At 39.3% G+C, this 25,990-nt stretch carries 22 protein-coding genes; 4 read left to right on the top strand and 18 right to left on the bottom strand.

What is annotated here, in order from left to right; translation table 11 throughout:
- The first annotated feature begins 544 nt into the window (after positions 1-544).
- Entirely contained in the window at positions 545-841 is a 297-nt protein-coding gene (locus H9647_RS24680; protein WP_191805009.1) for a hypothetical protein, read from the top strand.
- Between the two features lie 448 nt (positions 842-1,289).
- On the opposite strand, the gene H9647_RS24675 is transcribed toward H9647_RS24680, so the two are convergent.
- The 18 genes from H9647_RS24675 to H9647_RS24590 all read right to left on the bottom strand — a co-directional run bounded on the left by H9647_RS24675 (position 1,290) and on the right by H9647_RS24590 (position 22,766).
- The gene (locus H9647_RS24675; protein WP_191805007.1) at positions 1,290-2,105 is read right to left on the bottom strand and encodes a hypothetical protein; all 816 of its coding nucleotides are present in this window, start codon (positions 2,103-2,105) and stop codon (positions 1,290-1,292) included.
- A 168-nt stretch (positions 2,106-2,273) separates the two neighbouring features.
- Entirely contained in the window at positions 2,274-2,591 is a 318-nt protein-coding gene (locus H9647_RS24670) for a hypothetical protein (RefSeq protein ID WP_191805005.1), read from the bottom strand.
- A gap of 844 nt (positions 2,592-3,435) precedes the next feature.
- The gene (locus H9647_RS24665) at positions 3,436-4,041 is read right to left on the bottom strand and encodes a recombinase family protein (protein ID WP_191805003.1); all 606 of its coding nucleotides are present in this window, start codon (positions 4,039-4,041) and stop codon (positions 3,436-3,438) included.
- A gap of 425 nt (positions 4,042-4,466) precedes the next feature.
- Positions 4,467-5,609 carry a YaaC family protein gene (locus H9647_RS24660; protein WP_191805001.1) on the bottom strand — a complete coding sequence of 381 codons (1,143 nt, stop codon included), beginning with the start codon at positions 5,607-5,609 and terminating at the stop codon, positions 4,467-4,469.
- A 311-nt stretch (positions 5,610-5,920) separates the two neighbouring features.
- On the bottom strand, positions 5,921-6,139 hold the full coding sequence (locus H9647_RS24655; RefSeq protein ID WP_191804999.1) for a hypothetical protein: 219 nt from the start codon (positions 6,137-6,139) through the stop codon (positions 5,921-5,923).
- A 300-nt stretch (positions 6,140-6,439) separates the two neighbouring features.
- Positions 6,440-7,168 carry a DUF6602 domain-containing protein gene (locus H9647_RS24650; protein ID WP_191804998.1) on the bottom strand — a complete coding sequence of 243 codons (729 nt, stop codon included), beginning with the start codon at positions 7,166-7,168 and terminating at the stop codon, positions 6,440-6,442.
- A gap of 7 nt (positions 7,169-7,175) precedes the next feature.
- Positions 7,176-7,940, bottom strand: coding sequence for a nucleotidyltransferase domain-containing protein (locus H9647_RS24645; RefSeq protein WP_191804997.1), 765 nt, complete (start codon positions 7,938-7,940; stop codon positions 7,176-7,178).
- 331 nt (positions 7,941-8,271) lie between these two features.
- A complete protein-coding gene (locus tag H9647_RS24640) occupies positions 8,272-9,342 on the bottom strand; it encodes a peptidoglycan DD-metalloendopeptidase family protein (protein ID WP_191804995.1) in 1,071 nt (356 codons plus the stop codon).
- Complete coding sequence (locus H9647_RS24635) at positions 9,339-9,929, bottom strand: hypothetical protein (RefSeq protein WP_191804994.1); 591 nt, start codon at positions 9,927-9,929, stop codon at positions 9,339-9,341. The genes H9647_RS24640 and H9647_RS24635 overlap by 4 nt, the downstream gene beginning before the upstream one ends.
- Positions 9,926-12,445, bottom strand: a complete 2,520-nt coding sequence (locus tag H9647_RS24630) for a CD3337/EF1877 family mobilome membrane protein (protein WP_191804992.1) — start codon at positions 12,443-12,445, stop codon at positions 9,926-9,928. Before H9647_RS24630 ends, H9647_RS24635 begins: the two co-directional genes overlap by 4 nt.
- A gap of 5 nt (positions 12,446-12,450) precedes the next feature.
- A complete protein-coding gene (locus tag H9647_RS24625) occupies positions 12,451-12,939 on the bottom strand; it encodes a hypothetical protein (RefSeq protein WP_191804991.1) in 489 nt (162 codons plus the stop codon).
- A 2-nt stretch (positions 12,940-12,941) separates the two neighbouring features.
- Complete coding sequence (locus H9647_RS24620; RefSeq protein ID WP_191804990.1) at positions 12,942-15,536, bottom strand: ATP-binding protein; 2,595 nt, start codon at positions 15,534-15,536, stop codon at positions 12,942-12,944.
- A gap of 18 nt (positions 15,537-15,554) precedes the next feature.
- Positions 15,555-16,016 carry a TcpE family conjugal transfer membrane protein gene (locus H9647_RS24615; protein ID WP_191804988.1) on the bottom strand — a complete coding sequence of 154 codons (462 nt, stop codon included), beginning with the start codon at positions 16,014-16,016 and terminating at the stop codon, positions 15,555-15,557.
- Positions 16,017-16,029: 13 nt separating this feature from the next.
- Positions 16,030-16,254, bottom strand: a complete 225-nt coding sequence (locus H9647_RS24610; RefSeq protein WP_191804986.1) for a hypothetical protein — start codon at positions 16,252-16,254, stop codon at positions 16,030-16,032.
- Positions 16,255-16,265: 11 nt separating this feature from the next.
- Positions 16,266-17,333 carry a conjugal transfer protein gene (locus H9647_RS24605; RefSeq protein ID WP_191804984.1) on the bottom strand — a complete coding sequence of 356 codons (1,068 nt, stop codon included), beginning with the start codon at positions 17,331-17,333 and terminating at the stop codon, positions 16,266-16,268.
- Positions 17,334-17,350: 17 nt separating this feature from the next.
- Positions 17,351-19,654, bottom strand: coding sequence for a TraM recognition domain-containing protein (locus H9647_RS24600; RefSeq protein ID WP_191804982.1), 2,304 nt, complete (start codon positions 19,652-19,654; stop codon positions 17,351-17,353).
- Between the two features lie 4 nt (positions 19,655-19,658).
- Complete coding sequence (locus H9647_RS24595; protein WP_191804980.1) at positions 19,659-20,396, bottom strand: replication-relaxation family protein; 738 nt, start codon at positions 20,394-20,396, stop codon at positions 19,659-19,661.
- A gap of 1,134 nt (positions 20,397-21,530) precedes the next feature.
- Complete coding sequence (locus H9647_RS24590) at positions 21,531-22,766, bottom strand: primase C-terminal domain-containing protein (protein ID WP_225229566.1); 1,236 nt, start codon at positions 22,764-22,766, stop codon at positions 21,531-21,533.
- A 757-nt stretch (positions 22,767-23,523) separates the two neighbouring features.
- On the opposite strand from H9647_RS24590, the gene H9647_RS24585 reads away from it, so the two are divergent.
- The 3 genes from H9647_RS24585 (at position 23,524) to H9647_RS24575 (ending at position 25,491) form a co-directional block, all read left to right on the top strand.
- Positions 23,524-24,651: a ParM/StbA family protein gene (locus H9647_RS24585; RefSeq protein ID WP_191804976.1), complete on the top strand. Its 1,128-nt coding sequence runs from the start codon at positions 23,524-23,526 to the stop codon at positions 24,649-24,651.
- A 17-nt stretch (positions 24,652-24,668) separates the two neighbouring features.
- Positions 24,669-24,953: a hypothetical protein gene (locus H9647_RS24580; protein WP_191804974.1), complete on the top strand. Its 285-nt coding sequence runs from the start codon at positions 24,669-24,671 to the stop codon at positions 24,951-24,953.
- Between the two features lie 298 nt (positions 24,954-25,251).
- Positions 25,252-25,491: a helix-turn-helix domain-containing protein gene (locus H9647_RS24575; RefSeq protein ID WP_191804971.1), complete on the top strand. Its 240-nt coding sequence runs from the start codon at positions 25,252-25,254 to the stop codon at positions 25,489-25,491.
- Positions 25,492-25,990 lie beyond the last annotated feature (499 nt).

The raw sequence follows: 25,990 nt of genomic DNA, 5'->3' as shown, positions 1-25,990 counted from the left end.
ACATTCGCAGGTCCTTTTCACTAAATTGATTTAAGCTTTCATATAACTTCTCCATGGATATCCTCCTCATTGGACAACATCCATTACAATACCATATATTGGGGCTATCCTGCCTCGTTAACTTAACGGAAAATGGAGCAGCTGCCAACCGGCAAACTGCTCCATACTGTTTTAAACTAACGTTTTTTCGTTAGTTGAATCTCTTTCACTATCTCATGTGTATTAAAATTACAGAATTTTTGTGCTGGACCTAATCCTACATCCCATACGGAGTGCGACCCGGCCTCTATTAAAGATCTCTAATAAATGAAAGAATAACACTTGGAATGTCGAGGTATGACAAACCGTTGCCGGAACAAAGTCCTATTTTGACCATGTGAACCACCACTTTAACCTCATTCTTAGATAGGGACTTCGATCCAAATAAAAAAGTAGCCAAATAAATCTGACCACTTATTTTATAAAACTATCCAATTTTAACCTTCTTACTCATTCTAGATTTTGATATACTAACAAACACATCGGGTATTCACTGGAGGATAGCATGCAAAAAACTACACAAAGTAAAACAAAGAAATTCAGCATTACTTTATTATCTATTTTAATATTGCTGACCTGCTACATAATATTAAATCAAGTACATTCAATAGCTTCTGTCACTCTTAAGTCAGTAAACGAGGATTCGCTAATTGTATCAAGAGGGGATCGTATGAATGATTTAAAAATAAAATCTCCAGAAATTATTACCACACTTTTAGAAGAAGGTAGAGAATACATTGTCACCTATAATACATACCCAATAATAGGATCCTTCTTGAAAAGCATAAATCTTTCACCTTAACAAACTGATATGGTCTGTTTTTCCCCATAAAACAAAAACGAATCAATCATCACCTTTTCAGGATCAAATCAATTCGCCTCTGTACGATAAACCGCATATATTTGTACACTTATGAAGATATCAATGTATAGTCTCACAATCAATTCTAAGCCTAAATACACATTAATTACCAATGATTTTAACTATAACCCCATTAGCTTACAAAAAAGTGGAGCAGCTCGCCCAGCGGTACACTGCTCCATGCTGTTATTGAACTAACGTTTTTTCGTTAGTTTAATAATACTCATAACTAACACGTAAACTTCTGTATAGAAAAGATGACGAGATAGTTTTATATCTACTAGTCCCAACTACAGTAAAAGAACCTTGGCAGTATTGATACCAAAGTTCGTGAAGGATTAGGTATCTAAAAACGTTCATTTTTTCTTGGGTAGTAATATGCTATTCATTATATAGATTCCACTAAAGGGATGTAAATAATAGACATCGTTGAAGACTTCTCTTTTGATTCATCTTGCTGAATAATAAGAAGCTCATATGCGATATTCACATAATCATTCTTTTTAAAATATGGAATATCTATCCTACTATTATAGGTAAAGCTAAGTGGATTGCCTTTTTCTTCAACTTCAATACTTTCCTCTAGTATCTTTTGCTTGGCTAGCTCTTTTGGAACCATTAATTTATACTCGTAAGCGTCAGTAGATTTCTCTTGAGTGAATTTTATCTTAATCTCATATTCGTTTGCTTTTTCCAATGTCTCATAACCATCTAACGCCCATCTGTTTTCTTCGGGTATATTATTCGGTATATTAATATCTTCTAGTATGTACTGACCAACCCTTAAAGTGAAAATAACACTCCCCATTTCATCAAAAAAACGAACTTGATTGAATCTTTCTACATACTCCGGTAGAGAAATAGTAAATTGCCCATTATTATTAATTACCGTATCGCGTAAGACAACGTTATCACTGACTATATTGTTGTCCTGAAGAAGCTCAAGCTTACCAAATTTTTTTTCTGTATAGTTTTGATGAAATGAAAGAGTAATATGTTTTAAATCCACAGCTTCATTATAAAAAAGATAATTTATTTCTTTGATATTGTCTCCTTCTAATTGAACTACACACTCTTCGTTTATTTTTTCTCCAGTATTAACATCACTGCTTTCAGACTGACATCCTACCAATATTAGGGCAGCCACAATAATTGAAACCAAAAAATGCAATATAGTGCGATTATTACATTTTCGTTTAAACATTTCTTCACAACCTCTCTATGTCAGGGAATATACATGTTAATGCTAAAAGAAAGCCCTAGTGACAGGCATTCTCTTAGCATTATTAGTCCCTCACATGATCGAATTATTTAATTCTAGTTTTCTCGTTAGTTCAATGAAGAACTCGGAGTATAGATACTAAATTACTATTTACTTTCTAACATCTATCCCGTATTTTTCTGGATGATTGATGTACTCTTCATAATTAAGTGATCCTTTAAACTCAAATAACTTAGATGTATTGTTGTATTCAAACACCAGTAGTTGTCCACGAATGCCAGAATGCGTTCCGTCATCTTTCACACCAATAATGTTTGAGGAAATTTGGATGAATTCGTTATTACTGCTTACAGTTACATTGGATGGTGGAATAATTGTTGGTTCAACCTTTTGGTTAGGTTTAAAGGCAATGATCAACAAACTTAACAGTATTCCAGTTAATATTATCTTCGTGTAGTTTTCATTCATAATATCCTCCTAAAACGCTTTTTTAAATAGCATATGTTTATATTCACCAAGTACCATAAAACCCCTTGTGAGATGTCTGTTTAATCAACTATCCTGCCCGTTAGCTTAATGGGAAAACCATCCAGTAGAAACAAGCCCAGGCTACAACCAAAGGACATAAAAAAGGTGCGACCAATAATTCAGAAACAACCTTGTTTTAAAGTCTATATGTAGTTGTGATATTCCTGAATTCATATACGTGCAAACAATTCCTATCCAACGAAATTGATTACCAGTCAGTGTCATAGTGAAATTCAACCCCCTTACAAAACGGAAGTCGTGAAATATTCTAGATATCTTCACCCTTATTCTAACCAAGACTTGGGGAAACATGGTATACGTGATAGGATTATCATATAAATAAATTGAAGATAAAATTAAGAATTAGTCCTTAATTAAGTGTTTCTATAATGATTAGGGAAGGTAGGTTTTATTCAACTTTTATCAACTTTTAAAAATATGGAAAGGGTGTATTAAATGCATGATTTAGAGACAGTGACGATCCCTTATCTAATAATGGGATCACAGGTATTACTTGTTGTAATAATCATTTATCTAATATATAAAATGCTCAGGAAAAGAAGGTAATACTTATAACCTTTTGAAGGATCCAAAATGACGATATTTTTATATAGTAAAACTCGGACCGATTTAGAAGCATTTTTGTGACCAGTTATCCATGAACGAAAATAAAAATCGTTTTAAACGGACGTGAGAGACCAGTTTTAGTTTATATATTGAAGAAAACCAACCTTAAGCTGGAATACTTAGAATGTACTTCCCCTATTGTTGATCGGCTGCTTATTTACAAAGTAGCTTCGTACTCCTTCACCTTTTTATAAAAGGTCGGCTTCTTCATATCGATCATATCCATAAATGCTACGGCTGTAATCTTCCCTGACTTCCACTGCTTATACAGTTTACCCCACTCTTCAGGTAATTCTAACTTAGGTCTTCCCAGATGTTTACCTTTAGCTTTAGCAACCGCAATACCTTCAGCTTGACGTTGTAGAAGAGTCTCACGTTCCTGCTGTGCAATGGATGTATAAACCTCGATGATAATATTGTTTATCATATCGATAACCCATTCTTGGCCTTCCGGAACGTCCTGCATAGTCGTCGGTAAATCAATAATCTTTACACGGATACCTTCATCCTTAAAGTATTGTAGATATTGTTTGATCTGTTCCTTGTTTCTTCCTAAACGATCAATGGATTTAATAAAGAGTGTATCGCCTTTACGCATAGCCTTCAGCATATTTTGAAAGCCTTCACGATCCATATCCTTACCTGAAGCCTTATCACTATATATGTATTTATCATTCGTTACATATGGCTTTAACGCTTCATATTGTCTGTCTAGGTGTTGTTCTTTAGTTGACACACGAGTGTACCCAAAATTAATTCCCATTGTATCCGACCACCAATCTATATTTCTTGTTGGTCTTAGTATACTGCATTAGTATATAAAGATAAATTAGTTTATAGACGTTTATAAAGGTTTAAAATTCACGATTTATAGACGCTAAAATACTATTCTATTAAGTGTCTATAATGGTGTACCTTTATAGACTTTAGAGAACCGAGAATTACTTGAGACGGTTTGCCCAATTGCGAGATGTATTCTTCAAAGCTGTTTTTACTTGATGTTACCGAAGAGACCGGCTATTACCATAGACTAGATATATTTTTTTGTACATCAGTTTTGAAATAAAATGGCATCAAAAAAACTGATAAAAGCCTACAGGATGACTTTCCTGTAGGCTTAACCGGTGTAAATAGCGAACAGTTATATGATCAGAATGATGTTGGCGCCTTCTAGAGACACAAATCATTTTAAGTTCTAAAACCTGTTACTCTAAAATCATCACCTGTAATTTCAGAAGAAATCATATCAATAAATTGAAATGAAGACTTGGTAATAAACTCCGATATTAACCATCCGGAATTATTAGAAAGATGCTTTTCAAGTGTATTAGGGTCGTAGCGAGACATTTCGCTTAATCTATGCATTGCAGCAAGAGTTAATGTTAGAGTACTCTTATTGATTATTCCATTGGTTAGCTTATTCTTTTTTAGATACCATAACTTATTAGGACTAAATATATATCGAAGTTTTCTCCTATTGTTTAAGTAATATTTCTTAAAGCTTTCGATACTTTTTGCTGTTGGAGCATTTCTTGGAGCATCCCAATCGAATTTTTTATTTCTACGAAGAACATAAAAATTACTATTATTATAATACTTATCTATACTATACCCTTCTAATTTTGATAAAGCCGATTGTGAAGAATATTGAGACTCAAGTGTTATTTCTAGCCAACCTTCTTTTTGTTCTCTATTGTGTACAAATCTAACATCATCAACTGGAATATATAATTCTGGTTGAGCAGGATACATCTTATTATAAGCTCTATGAATATACTCTAAATTATATAGAATATCCTTCAATGTATAAATTTCCTTTGGCCCCTGAATTGTTTCCTTCAAATAATTGCAAAGGCCTGACAATACACCTCTTGGGTAAATCGTTATTTGCTCATTTTGAATATTGATTCTACCATTAACCCGCTCTCCAGATACACCATGTTGCAGATCATAATTTACCTTTCGAAATGTCAATAATGCTTTTGTTGCATTCAGAAAGCAATAATATGATGTCAATGGTTTCGATAACATATCCAATGTCTGAGTTGCTTTGAAAAAATTTTCTGCTTGATGCCAGTAATTCAATGCTTCAGTATCTTTTTTTTGCTTCAAAAATAACTCGACATATTGCCATGTTGAGTCAGTCAAAACAGTTTTATTAGTAAAGTCAGGATTAATTACTGCTTTTCTGATAGTAATTTCTGAATTTCCTCTCTTAATAGATGGCCTTGCTTGTTTCACTTTAATTTTCTCTTTAACTTCTTTTATGTCTTGAGAATTCTTCTGGATCGATACCCTAAGTCTACTTATTGATTTTCTATCAATATTCATTCATTCTTCAACCTCATTTTATATACATATATATAAACAACATCACTAAAAAACGATTCTTTATATAATTCGTGCCAATTTCCGATAACGTTTTGTGGATTCATGACGTTCATATTCCTTAGATAGCTCTTATCTTAGGAATATGAATGTTGTTGGTGAGCTACTTCTTTGCTTTTGCTACCTATCTTCTTCAACCATGCCCACAGTATGAATGCGTTGTTAACCGATGCCAATCCATCTTTGACTTACTCACAATCTTAAGTTCCATATAAATCTTTAAAAACTCTATGATATATACAGTGAATTTATATTCAACCCTTTAACCAAGGCATTTCTTTTGTTGGCCCATAAATATAATTATTTTCAATCCAATACCTTCCCGAATCACTTGGTCCATAGATGTAATTATTTTGAATCCAATAACGTCCCGAATTCTTGGGTCCGTATATATACCCGCCTTCTATCCAAAATTTTCCCGATTGAATAGGGCCATAAATATAATTATCTTCAATCCAATAACCTGTGTACATTGATTCTCACTCCCCTTTTTTTAGTGATATTAATTATTCCTAGTACATTTCAAGCTCATATAGTTTTCTGTAGTTGCATTGACCTACAATGCATTGGTTTCGGTTAACGTGTTTGTACGAACCCGAGAGGCTTAAAAGAGCGCCAGCGACTGAGTCCGTAGGACTTAGCTTCGCAGGGTTGTCTGCTGAAATCATCTCTCTTGCAGCCCAATGGCCGCACGGACCACAGCGTAGATACTTTCTTATCGGATGTCAATGCCTACTCTGATTAACTAACATTCTTATGAACATATTGATCCGTTAAATAGAGTCTAGCACCTGACTATATAAATCAATATCCATTGCAGGAACGGTACCTAGATTTTGTAATTGAATAAATAATTTTATAAAAAAGAAAATCAAAGACTCTTCCTTAGAGCTAATATCAAATGTACCATCTGATTTCAGGAGAAATGAACCGCTATCCAACGCACATCCGATGTTGAGCTGTTGCCAAGGCGTTAACTCCTCAGTCACTTCCTGAAATGGCTTTCCAAATGGAGGAGTCCACTCAGAGGATGTAGTAATTAGACCAGCAACGATGTCGAAAACTGGTCTTGGTGGATAAATTCCACCAGCATGAATGATAGACACGGACGTACGCTTAAGAGCGCGAACTGATTCTGCCTTTTCAGCCGCATATACTATGTGCTGCTTATTTAGTGTTTGTTTTACTTCAAAGATTGCATAGACGCTTTCAGCTGGTATGTACTTAACACCAGAATGACAAAAAACAAAAGGAGAGTATTGTTGGTCGTAAATGACCAGATCAATCTGATCACTGCGTGTACCAGCATTATCTACAATAAAGGCTGTGTCTACGCAGTAACGATTAGGTAAATAAGTACTTAGAAACTCAATCCAACTTAATTCAACCGCAGCTCCTTTAGTTGGGGCATGTGTAACTTGCTTACGTAGTAAGTTTAGTTTAGCAATCATTTCTTGCTGCATTTCAATAAAAAGTTCTCTCATATTCACTTTATTAGCCATATCACACCTACCATATAATTTTTTCCCAGTATTTTTGAGAACGGCTATCTCTTGCTTTTTTCTGAATAGCTTCTTTCTCGTACCTATATAAATCATCAGAAATAATATTGTTTGAATTCGCAGGGTCAACGACTCTCTTATCAATAAATTCATCCCGCAGATAGTCCAATAGTAATAAAAAGTTGTTTGCGGGAGTGTCTTTGCTTATGCCCTTTAACGCCTCAATAACGGTCAATTCCAAATAAATAGAGGGGAAATCTAGTTTATGTAGTTTACGCCAAATTTTTAGCAAAACTATCTCAGTAGCCCTACCAGAATTTTTCACCATATTAATATGTTCAATTACATTAGTTTGAATCCATGTCTCTCGTTTACTAAGAAAAAGACTGTGATCATTAGTGTTACCAGATCTTTTCTTTGCAGGAACTAGATCGATCTGCTTTCCGTAAATATTTACACCAATAGAAACATTTTGTTTTCGGGCTTTATATCCAGCACTATCAATATAAAAAAATAGTGAATCATATATTTCCTTTAAAGTATTATTTGTTGACGATTTCAACGAAATAAATAAATCAAGGTCTGAGGACATATTTATAGCTGTACCTTTAGCTCTTGACCCTGATAGGTGAATATCGGTAAGACATTCACCTGCCCATTGTGAAATAAATTGTTTTAGCGGATCTATCAGATTATTCTGTGTATAAGAATCAATTGCAGATTGGATATGATATTTATTTACAATCTTAAGCACATATTCGTCCGACGTCATACTTACCTCCAAATTAGAATGTTTTAATAGCCTGAACTACGTATATCATTACATTCATCATGTATTCACAAACCTCAATATCTAGTTAATCATAACTCATATTCAATATATTGTAATTGATTATTCACCAAATTCCTCCTTGCCTACTTTCTTTTGTATACAGGCTCGCTAAAGAAACAAGGGATCATCCAAAGCAACGTGGTAATTGAAAATTGTTACTACACAGCATTAAATTAAAATTAAAAGGCATGAGCTCAGTGGAATACCAAGTTCATACCCAACAATTTGCATAATAATATTGCGACAATGATATTTTCTTTTAGAGCGTTTCTTATCCCCCTACAAACGGTAAAGGATTTACCTTTACACCGTTGATAATGATTTCAAAATGTAGATGGTTCCCGGTGCTACTGCCGGTTGACCCACATCCACCAAGCACAGTTCCTGCAGATACTTGATCACCAGCACGAGCTTTAATGGAAGACAGATGCGCATAGATAGTAACATAGCCGCCCCCATGATCGACACGTACATACTGACCGTAACCTTCACTTGGATTACTTGCATTTTGCCAGCCAGCCATAATCACCTTTCCAGCTTTAGATGCAGGTATCGGTTGTCCATAGGAACAAGCAAAGTCTAAGCCTTCATGTGGTTTTCCTACTTCGCCCGTAACGGGATGGGTACGTGGGCCAAATCCGGATGTAACTTGACCGTTGACCGGACGACTAAACCCAGCCTTACCCGGTTCTGGGATAATAATAGCATCGTATCCTTCTGTCACGTAAAGCGTAGCGTATTTCATTACTTCTGATACATATTCCTGGCTGTGATTGTATTGATATAGTGCTTTTTCAATGTTACCAGAAGCCGCTCCGCTCTTTCCCAAGTAATTTGCTGCGGAAAAGACCGCATCTTCTAAATCCCACATATCCGCTTTTCCATCACCGTTTGCATCTACGCCATATCCACCATACTTAGAGATTAAGTCCAAACTGTTTTTTTCCTCATCACTGAAGTTCCCAGCCCCTGAACCACTACAAGAGCTATGCCCCCAGCCGATAAAAGTACAAGGCATGAACTGCATCGGACCCTCTGCCCCAGCGAACGAAATCATAGGGTCTAACGTAGAGAACCTAGTTTCAATTCGGTGTACTGCCGCCAAGAGGTTCCAAGGAACTCCATATTTTTCTGCGGCCGCCTGATAGATTGGAATATACTCCGCTGGGATCTCAGATTCACCCAAAGAAGATATAATTCCGCTCCCCCATCCACCGCCCCCATAATTACCTTCAGAATCGGAGCTGCTGAACATCATGACCATTAACATAATTGCAAATAAGGATCCAATAAGAAGTATCGGTATTACGGCCAAACCGCCAAATATAGTGAATTTCTTCATGAATTCCACGCCCTTGAACGTACAGCTAAATCATCAATCTTCCATTTACCATCAATCATGTTGACCTTAATGATATAAGCTAACGTACTTGTACTCGTTTGGCCATCCTGATCGGTATGCTCTACCTCAATATCTGCATTCCACCACTGTTCCTCCAGTCCCTCTTTCTGTGGTTCCAGCTCTACATTAAGTACCTTGGTTTGAACGATCGTTAGCGTTCCCCGGCGCTGCTCCTGCTCTAATGCCTTATACAAGTTATCAGTTACATAAGGTAGAGACTTTTTCAAAAACTCATCTGGGTTTTCAATGCTGAACGGTACGTACACCTTCAGAAACTCCGGAATAACCTTTTGGATCTCCGTCTGCGTTTCTTCTGTTGGAGCAGTCACCTCTTCCGCATACTTCTCCGCTTCCTCATTTGGGGAATACTTGCGAACAGATTGCTTCTCCTCGGTGACAGGCTGCTGCTTCTCTTCAGCAGCCTGTTCTTTTTCAATCCGATTTCCTTCAATGATTGACCCAATAAGTAAGGCAATCATACCTAAAGCAATCATCGTCCCAAGCCATTTCATTACTCGTTCCTTCATGTCTCATCGCTCCCTCTATTACGAGGATCTAGCGGTATACTCTGTACACGGTTCTCCTGTTTTCCAGAACGTATAGGTGTGGACTCCTCATGGTTTTCAGCTTGACGATCTACTCCCCTGCTTCCAAGTGATTCTACCCTCTTAGATGTTCGGGTTCGGAATCTCTCCTGCTGAGTACCTGAAGAATGTAGCGGTATACTTTGTACACGGTTTTCCTGCTGCCCTGATCGTATAGGTGTGGGATGCTCTAGGTGTCCTGTTTGGCGATTTTGAAATCCACTTCCAAGTGACTCTATACCCCTGGATGTTCGGAAATTCTCCTGCTGCTGTCTTCTTTGATTACTCCCTTGGCTTTGTTCTGAATGTAGATGTTCTTTGTTAGGAATGACACTAAGAGGTACGGTCTGTGGTGCTTGTCCGCTGTTAACTGTGCTATGAGGTGGCCGCGAGTCTATAGCTTGATCCTCCATCGGCATAGATGAAAACAAGGAAGCATCATAACCTGAATAGTCTTGACGATCTGAAGATCCTTGTCCGCCGGTTAAGGACTCCGATTGATTCCTCAAACTACCATCACCCGTGAAATAATGATTAGGTCTAGTAGTAGCGTCCTCATAATCTGTATTCCCTGATACACCTAAATTTCCGTATAACGGTGTAACGTTCTCAGGAAATTGTCCGCTCGTTGTGCTACGCGAGCTCGCTAAGTCTCCCGTAGCGCTAGTTTTTCCTTTCGTATCGTTTAGAGATACTGTTTGCGGTGCAGTACCTGTATCCCTATCTCTCATGGAGCTTGTGGCAGCTACTTCTGCTCTCGCATCTCCAGTAGACCCAGCCATTACTCCTGCTAGCATACTGGCGCTCATCCCGCTTCCACTAGCTCCTAGTGGTGGTGGATCTCCTAAACTTTCTGATTGTAGCGGAGGAATATCCTCAAAACTGTTATCTGTAAGCGTACTGGAAGCAGCATTTTTATCTGTAGCGTCCAGGCGTTCATTTTCTAGTGCCGCCGCGGAGCTATGATCTCTACCATTTTCCATACTATCTACGGCCGCTACAGCCGCAGCTCCCCCCGCTGGGCCACCCGCCATCATTCCTGCTACTTGAGCAGCTCCACGAGTTGCCTTATATCTAGCCCCATTCATCCGGCGATCGAGCTGTGATGCTTCTATCGCTAGTTGACGTGCAACCTGGTTGCCAGCAAATAATATTCTAATTAAGCGATTACGAATTAAAAAGATAAGCACCAGGATAACAAACTCGATGATGGCAACGGCAATGTATCCGATGCTATCGGTGTTCCCTTCCTGATATACGATCTCAGACATGGTGAATACGATTAGCGCTATAAACGATACACCCAGTTTAAGAATAAGTGGCAAGGCAAGTTCTTCCATATACCTACGGAATACACCGCCACCCGCCGGGAATGCTGCAATGAGTAAATAAAATGGTGCAAGTGCGGCCACGGCCAAAAACCAAAACTGCAGAACAATGATAAGTAGCGCTAGAGCGAATATCGGCAGGGAAGTAATTCCGTTAACTACGGTATACAGTCCAGTAAAAACTAAGCGCTCTGGTACTTGTACGTAAGTCATCATTCCATTTCCTAATTTTTTAACTTCCACCTTTTCTACATATTCCTGCCGCACCTGTCCTGGTGGTGTGCTCAATAACTCATCAACCCGGCTTACTCCTACCTCACTTTCCTTATCTGTGCCATATTGCATATATAAATAGGGACGATGTACAAATAGATCCCACATATTGTTTCCCATGCTTTGCCTTCCACTTGTTGTACCGTCTTCACTAAGACCCGAACCAGCTCCCATGATAATGGCCGAAGCTTCGGTCGTTAGAGAGTTAGCTCCCTTTAGCACCGTAGCATAGTTACTAAAGAACAACAGCGTAACTACCAAGATTAGAAATGTCTTCACCAAGTTTCCAACGGCTTCAATTTGTGCGTTTCTGAATAAATACTGATAAGCGAATAGTAAGCCAATAGAAATTCCAATGATTCCAATTAACTTTCCATACAGTCCCAAACTACTAAAACTCATCGAGGAAATGCCTGTTAAACTTTGCATGACTCCTTCAATACGCTCAATCAGCGTATTTACTACATCAAAATCAAATGCATAATCAAGAACGGTTAACATGGCATTGGTCATGTATAAGTTCATTTTAAATAAGATATTGACCATAAAGTTCATGGCTTCATAAAACTGTGCCATGATTGAATCCTTAACTGCATCCCCTGATATCCAGCTGCCAACCGTTGAAAATGCTTGGGAAAAAACGTTCTCTTCTTCATCTCCGTCTTCTGTTTTTGAAGTAACATCAATTTGGTAATAGGCTGGAGATCCATCGCTGATTACTTCGTGGTCAGTATTAAACAGATTTGACGAAATATTGTTGCTAAAAATTTTATCCGGATCGGCTGCGTTTGCTATTGGCAGTGTACAGCTCACAAAAAAGATAAAAACAAGCAGGCCATATCGAAGCCAGCGTTTCATTCCGATCACTCCCCGCTACCGTCTTTGTGCACAATGATCGCTTCGTCTGGATTCGCATTTCTTAGCATTTCCTCTTCATCGATTTCTCGGATCTTCCACTCATCATCCACTTTACTCATACTTAGTAGATCAGAAAAATACTTTTGGTGATTATCTAAAAAATATCTTACCTTATAAAAAATTTCGCCATCTTCGTTCGGTTCCTCACTGTAACGAAAGATCGAATATTTCTCTCCAAGTTTCTCAAAAGCCCCAGGATTTGTGTGCTCTCCATCTTTCAAAATTTTGTATCTAGGCTGATCGGGTAATAAAATGGTCTTAAATAAATCATCATCAAACTCAACACTAGCTTGAATATAGGTTAGAGCCAAAGCATCCGCTGATTTCACATCAGCAGATGCTTCCGTACTCCCTTGCTTAGAGCATCCGATTAGAAATAAAAACAATATTAGGCTTAAGAAGCTCGCATAAAAGGTAATCCGTTTTGTTTGCATGCTCATACCCCCATTCGTATTTTCTCTTGGCGTTCACGCTCATACTCCCGGTCTTCTTGGGTCGCGGTTGAGCTATCGAAAGCTTCCTCAATCTCTTTGTAAACGGGATGAATCCGGACTGCCGCTGTCCGGCCATAAATATCTTGGAATAGCGCCGTACCTCGGTCCAGACTATTAAGGTATTCTAGGTTGGATGGTGTAACAGGTAGCCCAAAATATCTCAGCATTTCTTCTGCTTCTTCAATTTTTTTTAGAGCAAAGCAAAACTTCATACCCATATTAGATACATCCTCGTCATAGTCCGTCGCGTTTTGTGTCCCTTTAACCAAAGTCGTATTATAGTGACGGCCCATACGAACGATGAAATCCATTTGATTTTTTCCCTCCGACGAATTTTCAATCGTCTTGGACTCATCCTGCATAATAACTTTATGAATCGATCGATCTTGTTCCAGCATGTATTGCTTCGTAAAGGAAGTAATCGAAATCAAAATAGCTTCGGAAATCTTCTCAATAGGTCGCGGCGCTTTGTTACCGCGCGGTAACTTCAAGTTCTGCACCATTAACACTTGCAGTGGTTTGGTGACCTCCAGGACCCGGTAATCTTGGCCCTTTTCACCAAAGAGTAACCCAGCAATCTGAGTGCGCTTCAATGTCTCGAGTGTTTCTACAATCCCCTGAACGGCTTCACGGTTGCGTTCACTCATATCCGCTATGTCAAGTTGTCCTTTGAAGTAATGTAGCACCCCTCCAAGACACGGATCATGCTGATCTCCCTCATGTTCTACGGCTTCACTTAGTCGCGTAAATCCCGGATCTCCCAAATTGAGATCACACAAGAATGAAAGAATGTCTAAAGAAATATCCTTCGCTTCTTGAATAGATACGCTTGTACGAAACGGATCAAGGCACCCTGCGTCCCGCTTATCTGCTCCGAGTGTCCAAACCGAAATAAATTCTGGCGGAATAAACGGTAAGCCCTCTGCCCACCCTTTCCGGTCCCCCTTTGGATCGATAATCAGTGCGCGCGAACCCGTAAGTACACATAGATAGGTGTAGAGATTTGCCCAAAATGATTTCCCTTTCCCGGTCATTCCTGCGATCATCATAGCTAGGGAATCGACCACGTTATTTACACCTTCATATGCTTTTGCCGCTAGGTCCGGCTGAATGAACACAGGACGGTTAAGCTTGAGCGTCTGCCCGATATAAAAACCGCGATTGTCACCGATATTCGTTGTAGCACCAAACATCATCCCGGCCAGTTTCGTAGGTTCCACATACTGAATATAGTCACTATTGATTCGCGGACTTGTCGGAATGAATTCCATAAAGTATGCAATCATTTCTCCATATGGACTCAGCAAATGGATACCAAAAGCTTGCATTTCTCGCTTTAGTTCATCTACCCTGACACGCAGCTGATCTTTGTCTTTCGCAGATACGCGGAAAACAAAACTACATCCATATGCCGGATAGCCAGTATCCGTAAACCTGCTTTCCATCTGGATAGCGCCGCTCTCCGCTTTCTCGGTGTTGAGATCGATGCTGCTATCTCCCTTTTGAGCTTCTTGCCGCTGATCTTCATAGGAGAGCCTTACGTTACTAAGATTTTTAATGATCTGATCGTTCCGAAGCAGGCCCGCTTTGACAGACACAGCAACCGGGAATCGAAGACGATTTTGGATATGGAACATCCATTCAGACCCTGGATGCAGACTATGTGGAGTCATTTTATCGGCAACCAGGTACTGGACGTAACTTTCCTTAATTTCCTCGTCGACCATTTTATAAAGCTTGAGCGTCTTTTGATCGTATTCTTCAATTTCTGCATTTTGCAGCTCATAGAACGATTGCGCCCGCCCGCGGCGAGCTTCATGCTCCTTGCGCTCTCCATCAACACCAAAGACGTCTATACTGGTTTCGTATCCCTTCCGCAGCTTCGTATCGTTAGGCGTAACGCTAAAGTTCTGTTCAATCAGAAAAAGAGTTTCTTCCTTACTCAGCATCCGTACTAGTGAAGACATCGATTGACTAAGCGTTTCTCGCAGTCCTTCAGCCTGATGTTTGTACTGCTCAATATCTACTTTCAATATATCGTTAGGTTCGAGTCCCATTGCACGGTACACGGGTGATTTAAAACCATTGATGAAATCCGATAGTCCAGCAACAAGTGCTAATCCAGTATTACCAACCTTCCTAAACTCATTTTTCTTGGGATCAAGTTGTACCCCAATATAGGTATGATATTCGTTCGTTTCCCGGGAAGCACGTTGATTACTGAGTGTCTGTTTTAGTCTCTCAAAATAATCAATACCATTCTCCTTTAGAGGATAATCCTTTCGCTTAATGTCCTCTATCGTTTCATCTAAAATCCCGTTTACATCCGTAAGGGACGGGATCATAAGAAAGTGGAGATCACTCATATTTTCGACATAATAAGATAGCTGATTATTGTAAGGGTGTATCTTCTGAACATAATCTCTGAAGTCATACCCATAACCTTCGACCTGATAATAAGCCCATACACTTCCATCCCGCCCAAAGGCTAGGTTTCCTTCAATATGTTTGGTTGGGAATTCGGTAAATACCTTCATCAGCTCACCTTCCTTCCTCTAATCTCGCATGGTCATGTATCCTTTGAATTGATAATTGGTGCGTTTCTTCTTTTTTCTCAGCCGATATTCTCTAGTAGAAAGTTGACCGCCAAAACCGTATGATTTTGGACGGTCAAGCTCCATGCCTTTAAAGTACGTGACACGTTTTGATTTACGCATGTGATACAGAAACATACTTCTTGCAAACTTGATAGGTGATCGGTTCTCTGTTCCCACGTCGATGAGGAGATACGTAAGCATGAACGGTGCAGCAATTAAAAGAGAACTCGGAATTATTTTCAGAGGTATATTCAGTACAGGAATGTAATACCAAACAACCATAATGGCGGCGATACCAAAAAAGTAACCGATAGATTTTAATTTGAGAGGACGGCCGACTTTAAAGCCAGCAAACTGATACAGCTTGCGTTCAAACTTCAAAAACTCATTGAGAACAAACATATCTTTCCGCTGCTGCATAAAGAATGCCCCCTTAAGTTATGCCGACCATTTTCGTAGCCCACTCCGAAATATTTCCTAGAACTTCTGGTTTTGCTACAATCGCGTATGCCACCAGCAGCACTAAAAATGTACCAATAGCACCGATAAACTGACGTTTAAAGGCAAGGACAATGGCGAAGAAAATAGCAGCAACCAGGATCAAATTCGCTCCTTGCTCTGATGCCCAGTCTAGCAACCCATCAAAACCAATATTCATGTTGATTCCTCCTATTGTTGGTCTATTTTACTTACAACGTAGCGTCCATCTTTTTGTTTAATATCGAGTCTATAATTGGTTACAAAGCGGTCCTCTGAAACGGGATCTTCCAGTACTACAGTGGCAAAGACAATATAAGTTTCCAAAGTTTCGCTCTGATAAACTTGCGAATTTTTAACGTTCACAAAATTCATGCGCTTATTTAAGCCGCTTGGATGATCTTCGTCTTCAAGCAGATATGCTAACTTGTCGGCAGGATCTGCAGCATAAGAACCAAAAAAGGTATCTAAAAAATTCCGGATATTTTGCTTTACTTCAGATTCTACTACGTCCTGAAGGCCAGTTGTCTGGTTTGTTGCAACAACGGTGGTCTGCGGATTAATGTAGGTGTATTTCGGCAGATCATAGATTCCATAATTCTGAGCATAGGCCACCGGTACAACAAAAAATTTGCTAACTTCTTTAGATTCATATTTTGTGGTTGTCGTTTCCTTTTTCGTCTTTTCGTCTGTAGTCACAACTTCCTTCGGAATACCAATCTTCTGATACACCTTAAGGGTAACGTAAGCCTTGTTATCACCCTTTTCTTCGATATTGGCAATTTCCGAGGATAACAAAACCGAAGTGGTTTTTAGTGAAGTGGGCTCTAAGCCAGCGTGTGGATCAATACCTTCAGCCAGATATGGCGCGAGACGCTTTTGACGCTTGGCCAGTGCTTCGCTTCCTGGCTTCCAAGTAAAATACTCCTTGGCAAAATTCTCGGCGTATTGAACAGCTGTAGTCGTTGTGGCCGGGTTTAGTGTTGGAGTTTGTTCCACAGCTCCTGCGCTCACTTCCTCTTGCTTTGACGGATTCAGCGTGGAGAAGAAAAATACCAGAAACACAAAGCTAAACATGATCCAAAAAACAATCGTTCCAAACTTCCTTGTACGATATCCACGTGGGCGATAGGCTTTGCGTTCTTCTACCTTCGGTTTCTGTAAGACCCGAAAAAACCGTTTACTCTGCTCCATAGCAGACACTTTTTCTTGCCGCGGCGCATCAGCCTCAGCTTTCCGCTTGGCTAAACTTTTCGCCATAGTTACACCTCCTGTATTTAAGCACCGATTCCGGTAAGATCTAGTGCATTACGAACATAGACACGGGCTACATAAGGTGCTCCTTCCTGATCGATGGTCTTCCGGCACAAGAAAACTTCTCCGGTTCCAAGTCCGCGAATATCATCCGGATGTGCCCGGTAGCGCTGTACCATTCGTACCGTTCCCATTTCAGATTCAAACCGCTTTTTCCAAACATTCTTTTCGACCTGACTGGTGATATCTGCATCTTCATAAGTACCGCATGCAGCTGCAAGTACTTCTGCATCTGCCGGATCGTTAACCCGGCCTATCATGTACGTATTACAGTTATTGATGATCTGCCTTGTAAGGACAGGATCAACGGCATCAATATCTGACAACCCTTGTACAGACAACAGGCACTCAAAACCAGCTGATCTACTCTTATTGATAACATCCACCACTTCGTGGCTGACATAAGCTGAAAATTCGTCGTAAACGGACATGATAGATTTCTTGCCTTCTTTTTGGCGGTAATCTACCAAGGTGTTCACTTCCATAATGACGACACGGCCAAGTGTCTTGATATAGTCCTTATACTTGTTACCTGAAATGGAGAATATCGCAACTTCGTTGTTATCTGTAATCGTTTTGAGATCTATGCCGTTCTCTCTTTCTACAAATAAGTGTCCTAGATCCGATTCAATGAGTTCGCCCAGCTGATTACGTAAACTCGTGAGTGTAGTAAAATTGATTCCGGAAGATTCATTATCGTCGTCCTCTTCTTCTAATCCAAAAAAGCGATCCCGATAATAATCGATTTTTCTTCTCAAATCCTCGTTCCACTCTATCTGATACTGAACCTCGGACTCACTTGAATCCTCGGCATCATCATCTTCAAGCCCTTCAAATAGCTCGCTTGCTCTCACTGAAGCTGTTTCTTCTTCTGGTTCTGCTGGAGTAGGTTCGTCTAGTAAATCAATGACTGGAGCATTCTCAGCGTCTTCCTTTGGAGGCTGCTCGGGTAATTCCTCAGGTTCAAGCATAGCTTTAGGCTCATTCGGTTCTAATGCATCTTGGATCCCAAAAAGGGAAGCAAGAGAATCAAAATCCGGATCTGCTGGTAATGTTTCATCATCCTGCAGTTTCGTAGTTTCTTCACTATTCATTTCAGTGGATGGTTGTGGTTTTACTTCCGGTTCCTCTATTTGTGCTGGTTCTAGGGGATTTTCTGGAGGAAGTTCTTGATCTATAACAAGCTTAGCTGGTTTTATTGGTTTGCTAACCTCAACCATCACTTTTGCTCGTTCTGTCTGTTCAGTGAGGAACCGTGCAACTGTAGATTTTGCTGTAAATTGGTATACCGTCTCAAGTTCTATAGGCTGGTTAAAATCTCGAAGCATCCGAAAAACCAGCTGCAGAAATCTGGAACAGTTTGTTTTATAGAAAGGTTCGGACCATTCAAATAAGTTCATGACCTTATCCCGCAGCTGCGTTGGAGATCCATGCCGCAGAAAGTTAAATGAAAGTTCGTCTATGTCTGTAAACATGTGGACTTTGCGCCCATGTTTCTCACACATTTCTTTAAATTCCAGCATGGATTTCAGTTCGCCCTTACCATCCATGAAGATAATAGGCTTGTTTTGGCGTAATGCATTTTCCACGTTCGTTCCGATCAGAACGGTTTTACCACCGCCAGTTGTGGCAACGGCCAATATATGCTGGTTTGGCTCATGCGCTTTCAATGCCACTCGCTCCTGAAACTCGTCGTATCCAATAAAATTTTCTGCTGAGTTGGATTTCCGAAATTGTAGCTGTTTTTTATTTAAGTATTTCTCTCTGTTTAGTCGGAATTTTTGGTATTCACGTTCTTTTTTTCGCTTCCTAAGTCCATCATGCTTCGACTTGATGATTTTACTTCGGTAGTATTCGATAAATGGATGCGCTGCATTGGCTATCAGGATCCCTAAGGACAACGTCCCTAAATAGCTGTAAGCATTAATGGGAAACGGTTTGTTCTGATTCAAGTATTCTTCTGCTAGTGGGGTAACGAACGGGATCTCAAGCCAGGACATAAATCCCAGTAAAGCCATCCATTCATTCGTACCATGGATGATAAGTAAACCAAGTACAGCCACTGGCAGGAGTGTGTACAAGATCCATTTCCTTTTGATCCCAAACACGACTCCCACATAAATTAGCGCCGCTGCTATAAGAGCAAATAAAGTAAAACACGCAGCCACTAGCCCGATCACAGCAATTGCTATCTGTCCTACCGTCCTGGCTTCCTCATCGTTTCCTCTGCCTTGTAGTAGTTGATCGTCGTCAGCACTTCGCTGCACATGTTCAGCCCCTTACCTCTTCCGGTAGGGATTTCACGCCGATTTGCTTAAATACATTCACGCCAGCTTCGGTTTCTGCAGAACGGGCTTTATTTGCCCACTCTTTTGCCACTAGAACCTTCGCACGTTCGATAGCGTTACCCACCGTACCGTTAGGAACAAAATACCAAACATCCGTATATTTCCCCTCACGGATCTCTCGTGCATACAAATCAATCTTTTTTTGCAGCCTGGATACCGTTTTTGTATTCAGTTCGGCTTCAACGGCTATCGTGTGATTCGCTAACAGAATGACAAAGTCGGGCAAAGTTTCGCGGATCTCATTCCACTTTTTAAGCATTTCCGCTTTACCTCGATCTTCTAGCAACTCAAAGCGATATTCCCGTTCGGTTTTATAGTCGAATTTTTGATTTTTCAGTTGCGCTTTCAAATGCAAAATTAAATCATTAATGATCAAATCATGCTGCGCTGTATACAACGTTGTATCATTTGCAACTGTAACAGGGTAGTCTAAGAAATCCCTAGCATCACGTTTGGGAAAATAAACGTTTAACGTAAGTGCAAGCTTTTTCTTCCACACCATTCCTGCTTTCTCCAGCTTCCTCAGTCTGCGGTACACATTATGGATACCATCCTCTTGAATGTGGGTTTGGATTTGCTTTGATGTGACAATTCCATGCTTCAAAATGAAGCGTAGAATCTCTAAATCCTTCTCCTTAAAGTCCGTATATTTACTTAACAAAAAAGCGCCCCCCGTTCGTTGTCTAAATCACTCTCCTTCTAACTATACCAAATTTTGCTTAGCAACCCTAAACGTTTCTAGGCAGTAACTAATAGCGTAACTAAAGTCATAAGTTAACCATCATTTTCCAGCCTTGTTAGTCGAAGTTTGTAAGTGAACATTATTAGGTATCTGTCTCCCAAATCAACAATACATGGCGACCTACTTTAATGGGAACACTCAGCAACTAGCTCTCACTTAAAACCATGACTCATACAGCCATTTCATCTACCTATGAGCTGTAGATCCAATAGTGTAACTAAAAACGTAACTAAGGCTATAACTAATCACCAATTATCGCTGTTCATCAAAGACCTAAAAAGTCACGTTTACGAACAGAAAATATATATCCAGGACCTGTGACGACCTGTCACAATCTGCAGTAAATTCGCTACTACCTCGCTGTTATTTCTATACGTAGCACTCACCACAAACAATATAGTACCCCGCAAAAATGTTCTCCACGATCCGCTCTAAAGTAACTCTAACCTCACATTCACATCAATACTCCGCACTAACTTAACTCCCACCTCCACACTAACTCACAACCTCACCTATAACTCCTTCTCTTTCATCTTTTCTCTTTTATCTCTTCATCTTCTATCTCTTCCTTATCACTCATCCCCCCCTCCCTTACTACCTCCTCTACCTCTTTAACTCTTAAATCTTTAAATTCTTAAATCACATTCACTCACCATACTAACTTAGAATCCATCCACCACCCGTGATTCCTGACCCCAACTACGGACGTTGTGTAGGTGGGGTCAGGAATTGCTTTCGGGTGGTGGATGGATTCCGCTCCCCAGTAGCAGTAAGGCATATCGTCAATTATCACTAGTAACTAAGATAGTATAGAGTCGACAGCTTAATTAATGCTATAGTTAATAGCTTTTGTATCGGCTTAGTTACACCTTTAGTATATCAAAGCAGGGCAATAAACTTCCAGTAAAATGTAAAAAATGACCATAAATTGGATACAAGCTCCCAGAAAAACAGACATAAAATAGCACCCGTATGCAACAGAAGAACTAGAGGGAACAAAAACTAGACCATAAGAGGCAGACAACAAGCACGGAAAAAACAAGGCACATCCGATCAAGGAGGATCAGACCCAGGCAGCCAAAAGTGCACATACATGAAACGGCAAACCAACAGGCCGGACCCACCCACCACCGTATCTAGAATAAGTGTATTGGAGTCTGGTACATTTAAACTTTCTGTTTTCAAACTGTTTGTTATAGTAGCAGGGGCTATGTTGTTTTTAGTACGTTCAGCAGCTTCCTCCAAGGCTCCCGAAACAAGACGAATGATCGTCTTCGCTGCCCGTCCTTTACCGGTAACTTCTACGGTGATACGTTCCGATTCCATTAAACTGCGAATTACATGCTGAAAAGACGACAAAGACATGCCCCAATAAGCGGCTAATTTTCGTTGTGAATCTATTATTTCATTTCCAGGCAACACCTTTAGAGATTGGATTATGTCATTTTCCCATTCGTCAAAATGGCTGTTTTTTCGTTCTTCTCTTGGTTTTGCTGGCTCCCAAATAGACCCATATTTAAATGGGATTCCAGATAGCTCGGTGACGAAGGATGCTTTCGGGCCTTTTTTCGCCCCTTCACGGTATGCACTTTTTATTTTTTTATCTATTTGCCAAGATGGCAAAGGACTATCCAAGAGTTCATTCCAAGCATGTAATTTTGAAGCAGCTTCTTCGTCTGAATACCCTTCCACCTTAAAAGCCAGTGCCAAAGTATAAGCTGCCCTATCTCTGGCACCTACCTGTACTCCTTGAAGCAATGCCTGGAAGGCTGGATGCTTTAGTATCCCTCTGCCACTTAAATCAGCGTGTCCAGAAGCCCTAGAATAGCTTGTACGGCTATCTACGTGGTTAATCCAGTACCAGTCATTTAAAGCGTCAAATGAAACAGTAGAATCCGTTTGAAAGATAATGTTATTGTCTGTGGGAATCCGGAAAAATCGTTCAGCACCGATTGCTTGAAGATCAGCACCAATTGCTTCGGCCATAGTACGCTGAAGCAACTGATAATGGCGTACAGCATTAGAGTAAGCCTTACGAGGTTGATCTAAAATAAAGTGCACATGAAATCCACCTGAAGGTGTCCGGACAATAAGGGAAGGTTGCGGCAAACCAGCTGCACCAATGCGATCTAAAAGATCAGGCAAGATTAGCCCTTCATTTTGGCCGTTTTTGGTATCAACGTCCAAAACAACAGCATTTAGCCAGCGAAGGGTTTCCTGAGCGCGCCGATCGTTGCGGTAAAATGTATTTGGGGTGTAGTACGTGTTACTCTCAGATTGCGATGCCAATGTATCATATGACCGGCATGCATTATATGTATGGCAATCTTGGCTGGTATAAATCCAACCAAAATCATATCCCCTGCCAGCACCTGCTTGTTTGTGCTTGCTGGGAACCTCTTGAATTTGCGATCTGAAAAAACGACGTAATATATGGCCTTGCGGCACCTTAGATTGCACTGTAGACATAAGAAAACTCCTATTTCCGCACCACCTGCCTATAAAAAAGGCAATAGGAAAATAAGAGTTTATACTTTACTTTTTTTTCGCAATTAGGGTATAATAGACCTAACAAAAAGGTTAAGTTATTATTGAACCTCAAATAGAGCTTTAAAAAAGTAAAGCACAATCTCCTGTGATTTTATAAAAGAAGTCGGTCGCCAAACGGAAATCTTTTATAAAAAAGTGGTGGTGCTTTATTTTTTTTTGTTTTATATGTAAAACCGATAGTTAATTTATAAGTTAGTAGATGTAGATACGTTCTGTTTCTATCATGATTTTGCCACTATTCTATCATTTTTGCAAGCATTTTTGATTCATATAAATGAGCAAAAGGCGCATTTTCAACGAAATGCGCCTTTTTTTTCATTTATAATATACCGGTATATTACCGGGTATAAACTATTTAAGATTTAAAAAGTGCCGGTATATTACCGGTACTTTTTTCGATGTGTTCTATTGACATACCGCTATATTACCGGTAACATAGCAGGTAGAGCGGTAACTGTACCGTAAAAATACCGGTAATAAAGAGAGGGAGAAAAAAATGACTATTTTCTCGTTAGATCTAGGAAATAAGCAAGTGAAACTAATCTCTGAAAAGACTTTAGAACAGCAACGTGTCGCATCTAGTAAAAAAAAGAAGGGTGAATCTAAAACTCTAGTAGAACGTTTGGGAGCTAAAATACTACCCTCTCACTATCTGGACTATGACGATCTAGGAGATCAGCGCACAGCGCTCCATACTAAAGACAAGCTACATATAAAAAAATACGTATCTAGCAAAGATGCTGAATTCGCCTATGCCTGGGGAACGGATCTGCATTTAGTTCATGCAGAAGAAAAGTTTATTAGTACGATTGGCTTTGAGGATCGCTATTCCCGCCGCGAATTTAAGGTGCTAGCGGACATGTCGATAGCTGAGCTAGCTATTGACTATGAAGAAGCAAGAACAGGCATACTAGAAGTGACCGTAACGACTGGAGTACCAACAGACGATTTTACCGAAGATGCAGTAAAGGCTCTTACGGAAACTTTGTTGGGTGATCATAATATCAAAGTTGACGACATCAGTTTAAATGTTCGTGTCAAAGAAGTTATTGTCAATCCACAGCCAGTCGGAACGGCTTATAATGAAGTGCTAGACATTGATGGGTTTATCGTTGAAGAAAAGGCGAGCCTTTTAGAAGAGCAAGTCGTCGTCGTAGATATCGGCGGTGGTACAATGCTGATTGATACATTAAAAAACATGAATCTAAGCAATCCACGGACTCAAAAACCAAGCGGAGCATACGAACTCTATGATCGAATTGTTAACCTGGTTACTGACTCAGGAATCAAGGGTCTGACCTCTTATGAAGTCGAGATGATCCTTCGCAATTCAGATCCATTAGAAGGATATTTCTTTAAACCAAATAAAAATGAATCCTTTAATATTACACCCTATGTTAATAAAGCCATTACCAAATACACGAGGGATGTACTTAATATAATTAGCACGACTCTAAAAGCTACACTACGGAACGATACAATGCTTTTAACTGGTGGAACGTCAAATCTAATTAACCAAGAGGAAGTTAAAAGCCAATACCCATACGCACAGTTTGTTAAAGATGCAGAAATTGCCAATGCCCTAGGATTTTACAAATACGCAAAATCGATGGTAACGGCTTAAGATCGGAGTGATAAACATTGAGTGATAGAGTACGGGTCGAAGTCACTTTTAATGAAAAAAAGCATGCAGATATCCTAGAAGCCATGAAGCAATATGGTAGCCAAGCTGGTTTCCTCAAATTTGCTGCTATTTACTTCTTAAATGCCACAAAAAATGAAGATGTTACTGCTGCTCCAGCCCCTAAACAAAGCACTCAGCAGCCTGCTATAGAAGCTACAACTGCCAAACCAGCAACAGAAAAACGCCGAAAACTCCCTCCAGGTATTGGAGGACAAGCGTTTACTTCTCGTATGAAAGATTAGCCGAAAAAGGGTGTTCTCCTTGAGAACACCCTTTTAAGTTACTTAAATTCAAATGATGAAATTATTTTAAGTTACTTAAATTAAAACACAATATTTTATTTTAAGTTACCTATTTTATTTCCAAGGAGAAACATTGTTAGAACGCAGGACAGATGCTAATATGATGTTGTTGAGACACCCTTAACTAAAACAAAATTATAAATTTAAAATTTACATACATAGGATTTTAGGATCAATTTTCAAATGATCATAATATTTAAAAGTCATAAAAAATTTAATGTTGGAAGGAGTCACTATAGTGGGGATTAATGAGGCGATAACCACAAGAGTCCGTCTTCTATGCAAAGAAAAAGGTTGGACAATAAACGAATTGATTAGACGATCCAATGTAAAACAATCGACAGTAGCAGAGATTATGTCTGGAAGATCTAAGTATCCAACGATTATTACACTTGTAAAATTAGCAAATGGATTTGGAATCACTCTTTCGGAATTTTTTGATGATGATCTCTTTCTAAATCTAAATGATTATAATTAAAAACAAAAAATCGCTAGGTGAAAAAGTACACCATAGCGATCATTATTAAAAATAAGTAGGTGTTTTCAATTAAATCGCATCAACTAATCAAGAAAGTATAATGTCTTCATATCATCTTATCTATTAAAATATCGTTCCCATATTATCCGATAAAGTAATAATGCTACAACTATTGTGATAACCCGATACAAGAATGTTCCTACAATAAGATTTAATGGCACCATTAAAAAACGCACTCCCTTTTTTTCTACTATTTCCCTGTAAAAAAATATATTAACATAAACCTTCATATATACGAAAGAATCAATTGAATAAAAATATTAAAGTAACTTAAATTCCTGATATTGAAATCTTTTAAGTTACTTAAATTCAAATGCTACAATCCCTTTTAGGTTACTTAAATTTAAATGTTGAAATTGTTCGTAATCTCGCTGCTTTGGAACAATTACTTTGGAGAAAATGTCATTGGTTTTTGATTACTTTCCTCCATTTGCTCAAT

Source organism: Paenibacillus gallinarum (assembly GCF_014836635.1).
Lineage (GTDB): Bacteria > Bacillota > Bacilli > Paenibacillales > Paenibacillaceae > Paenibacillus > Paenibacillus gallinarum.
Note: the sequence above shows the minus strand (reverse complement) of the source record. Positions and strands in the feature narration are given on the sequence as shown.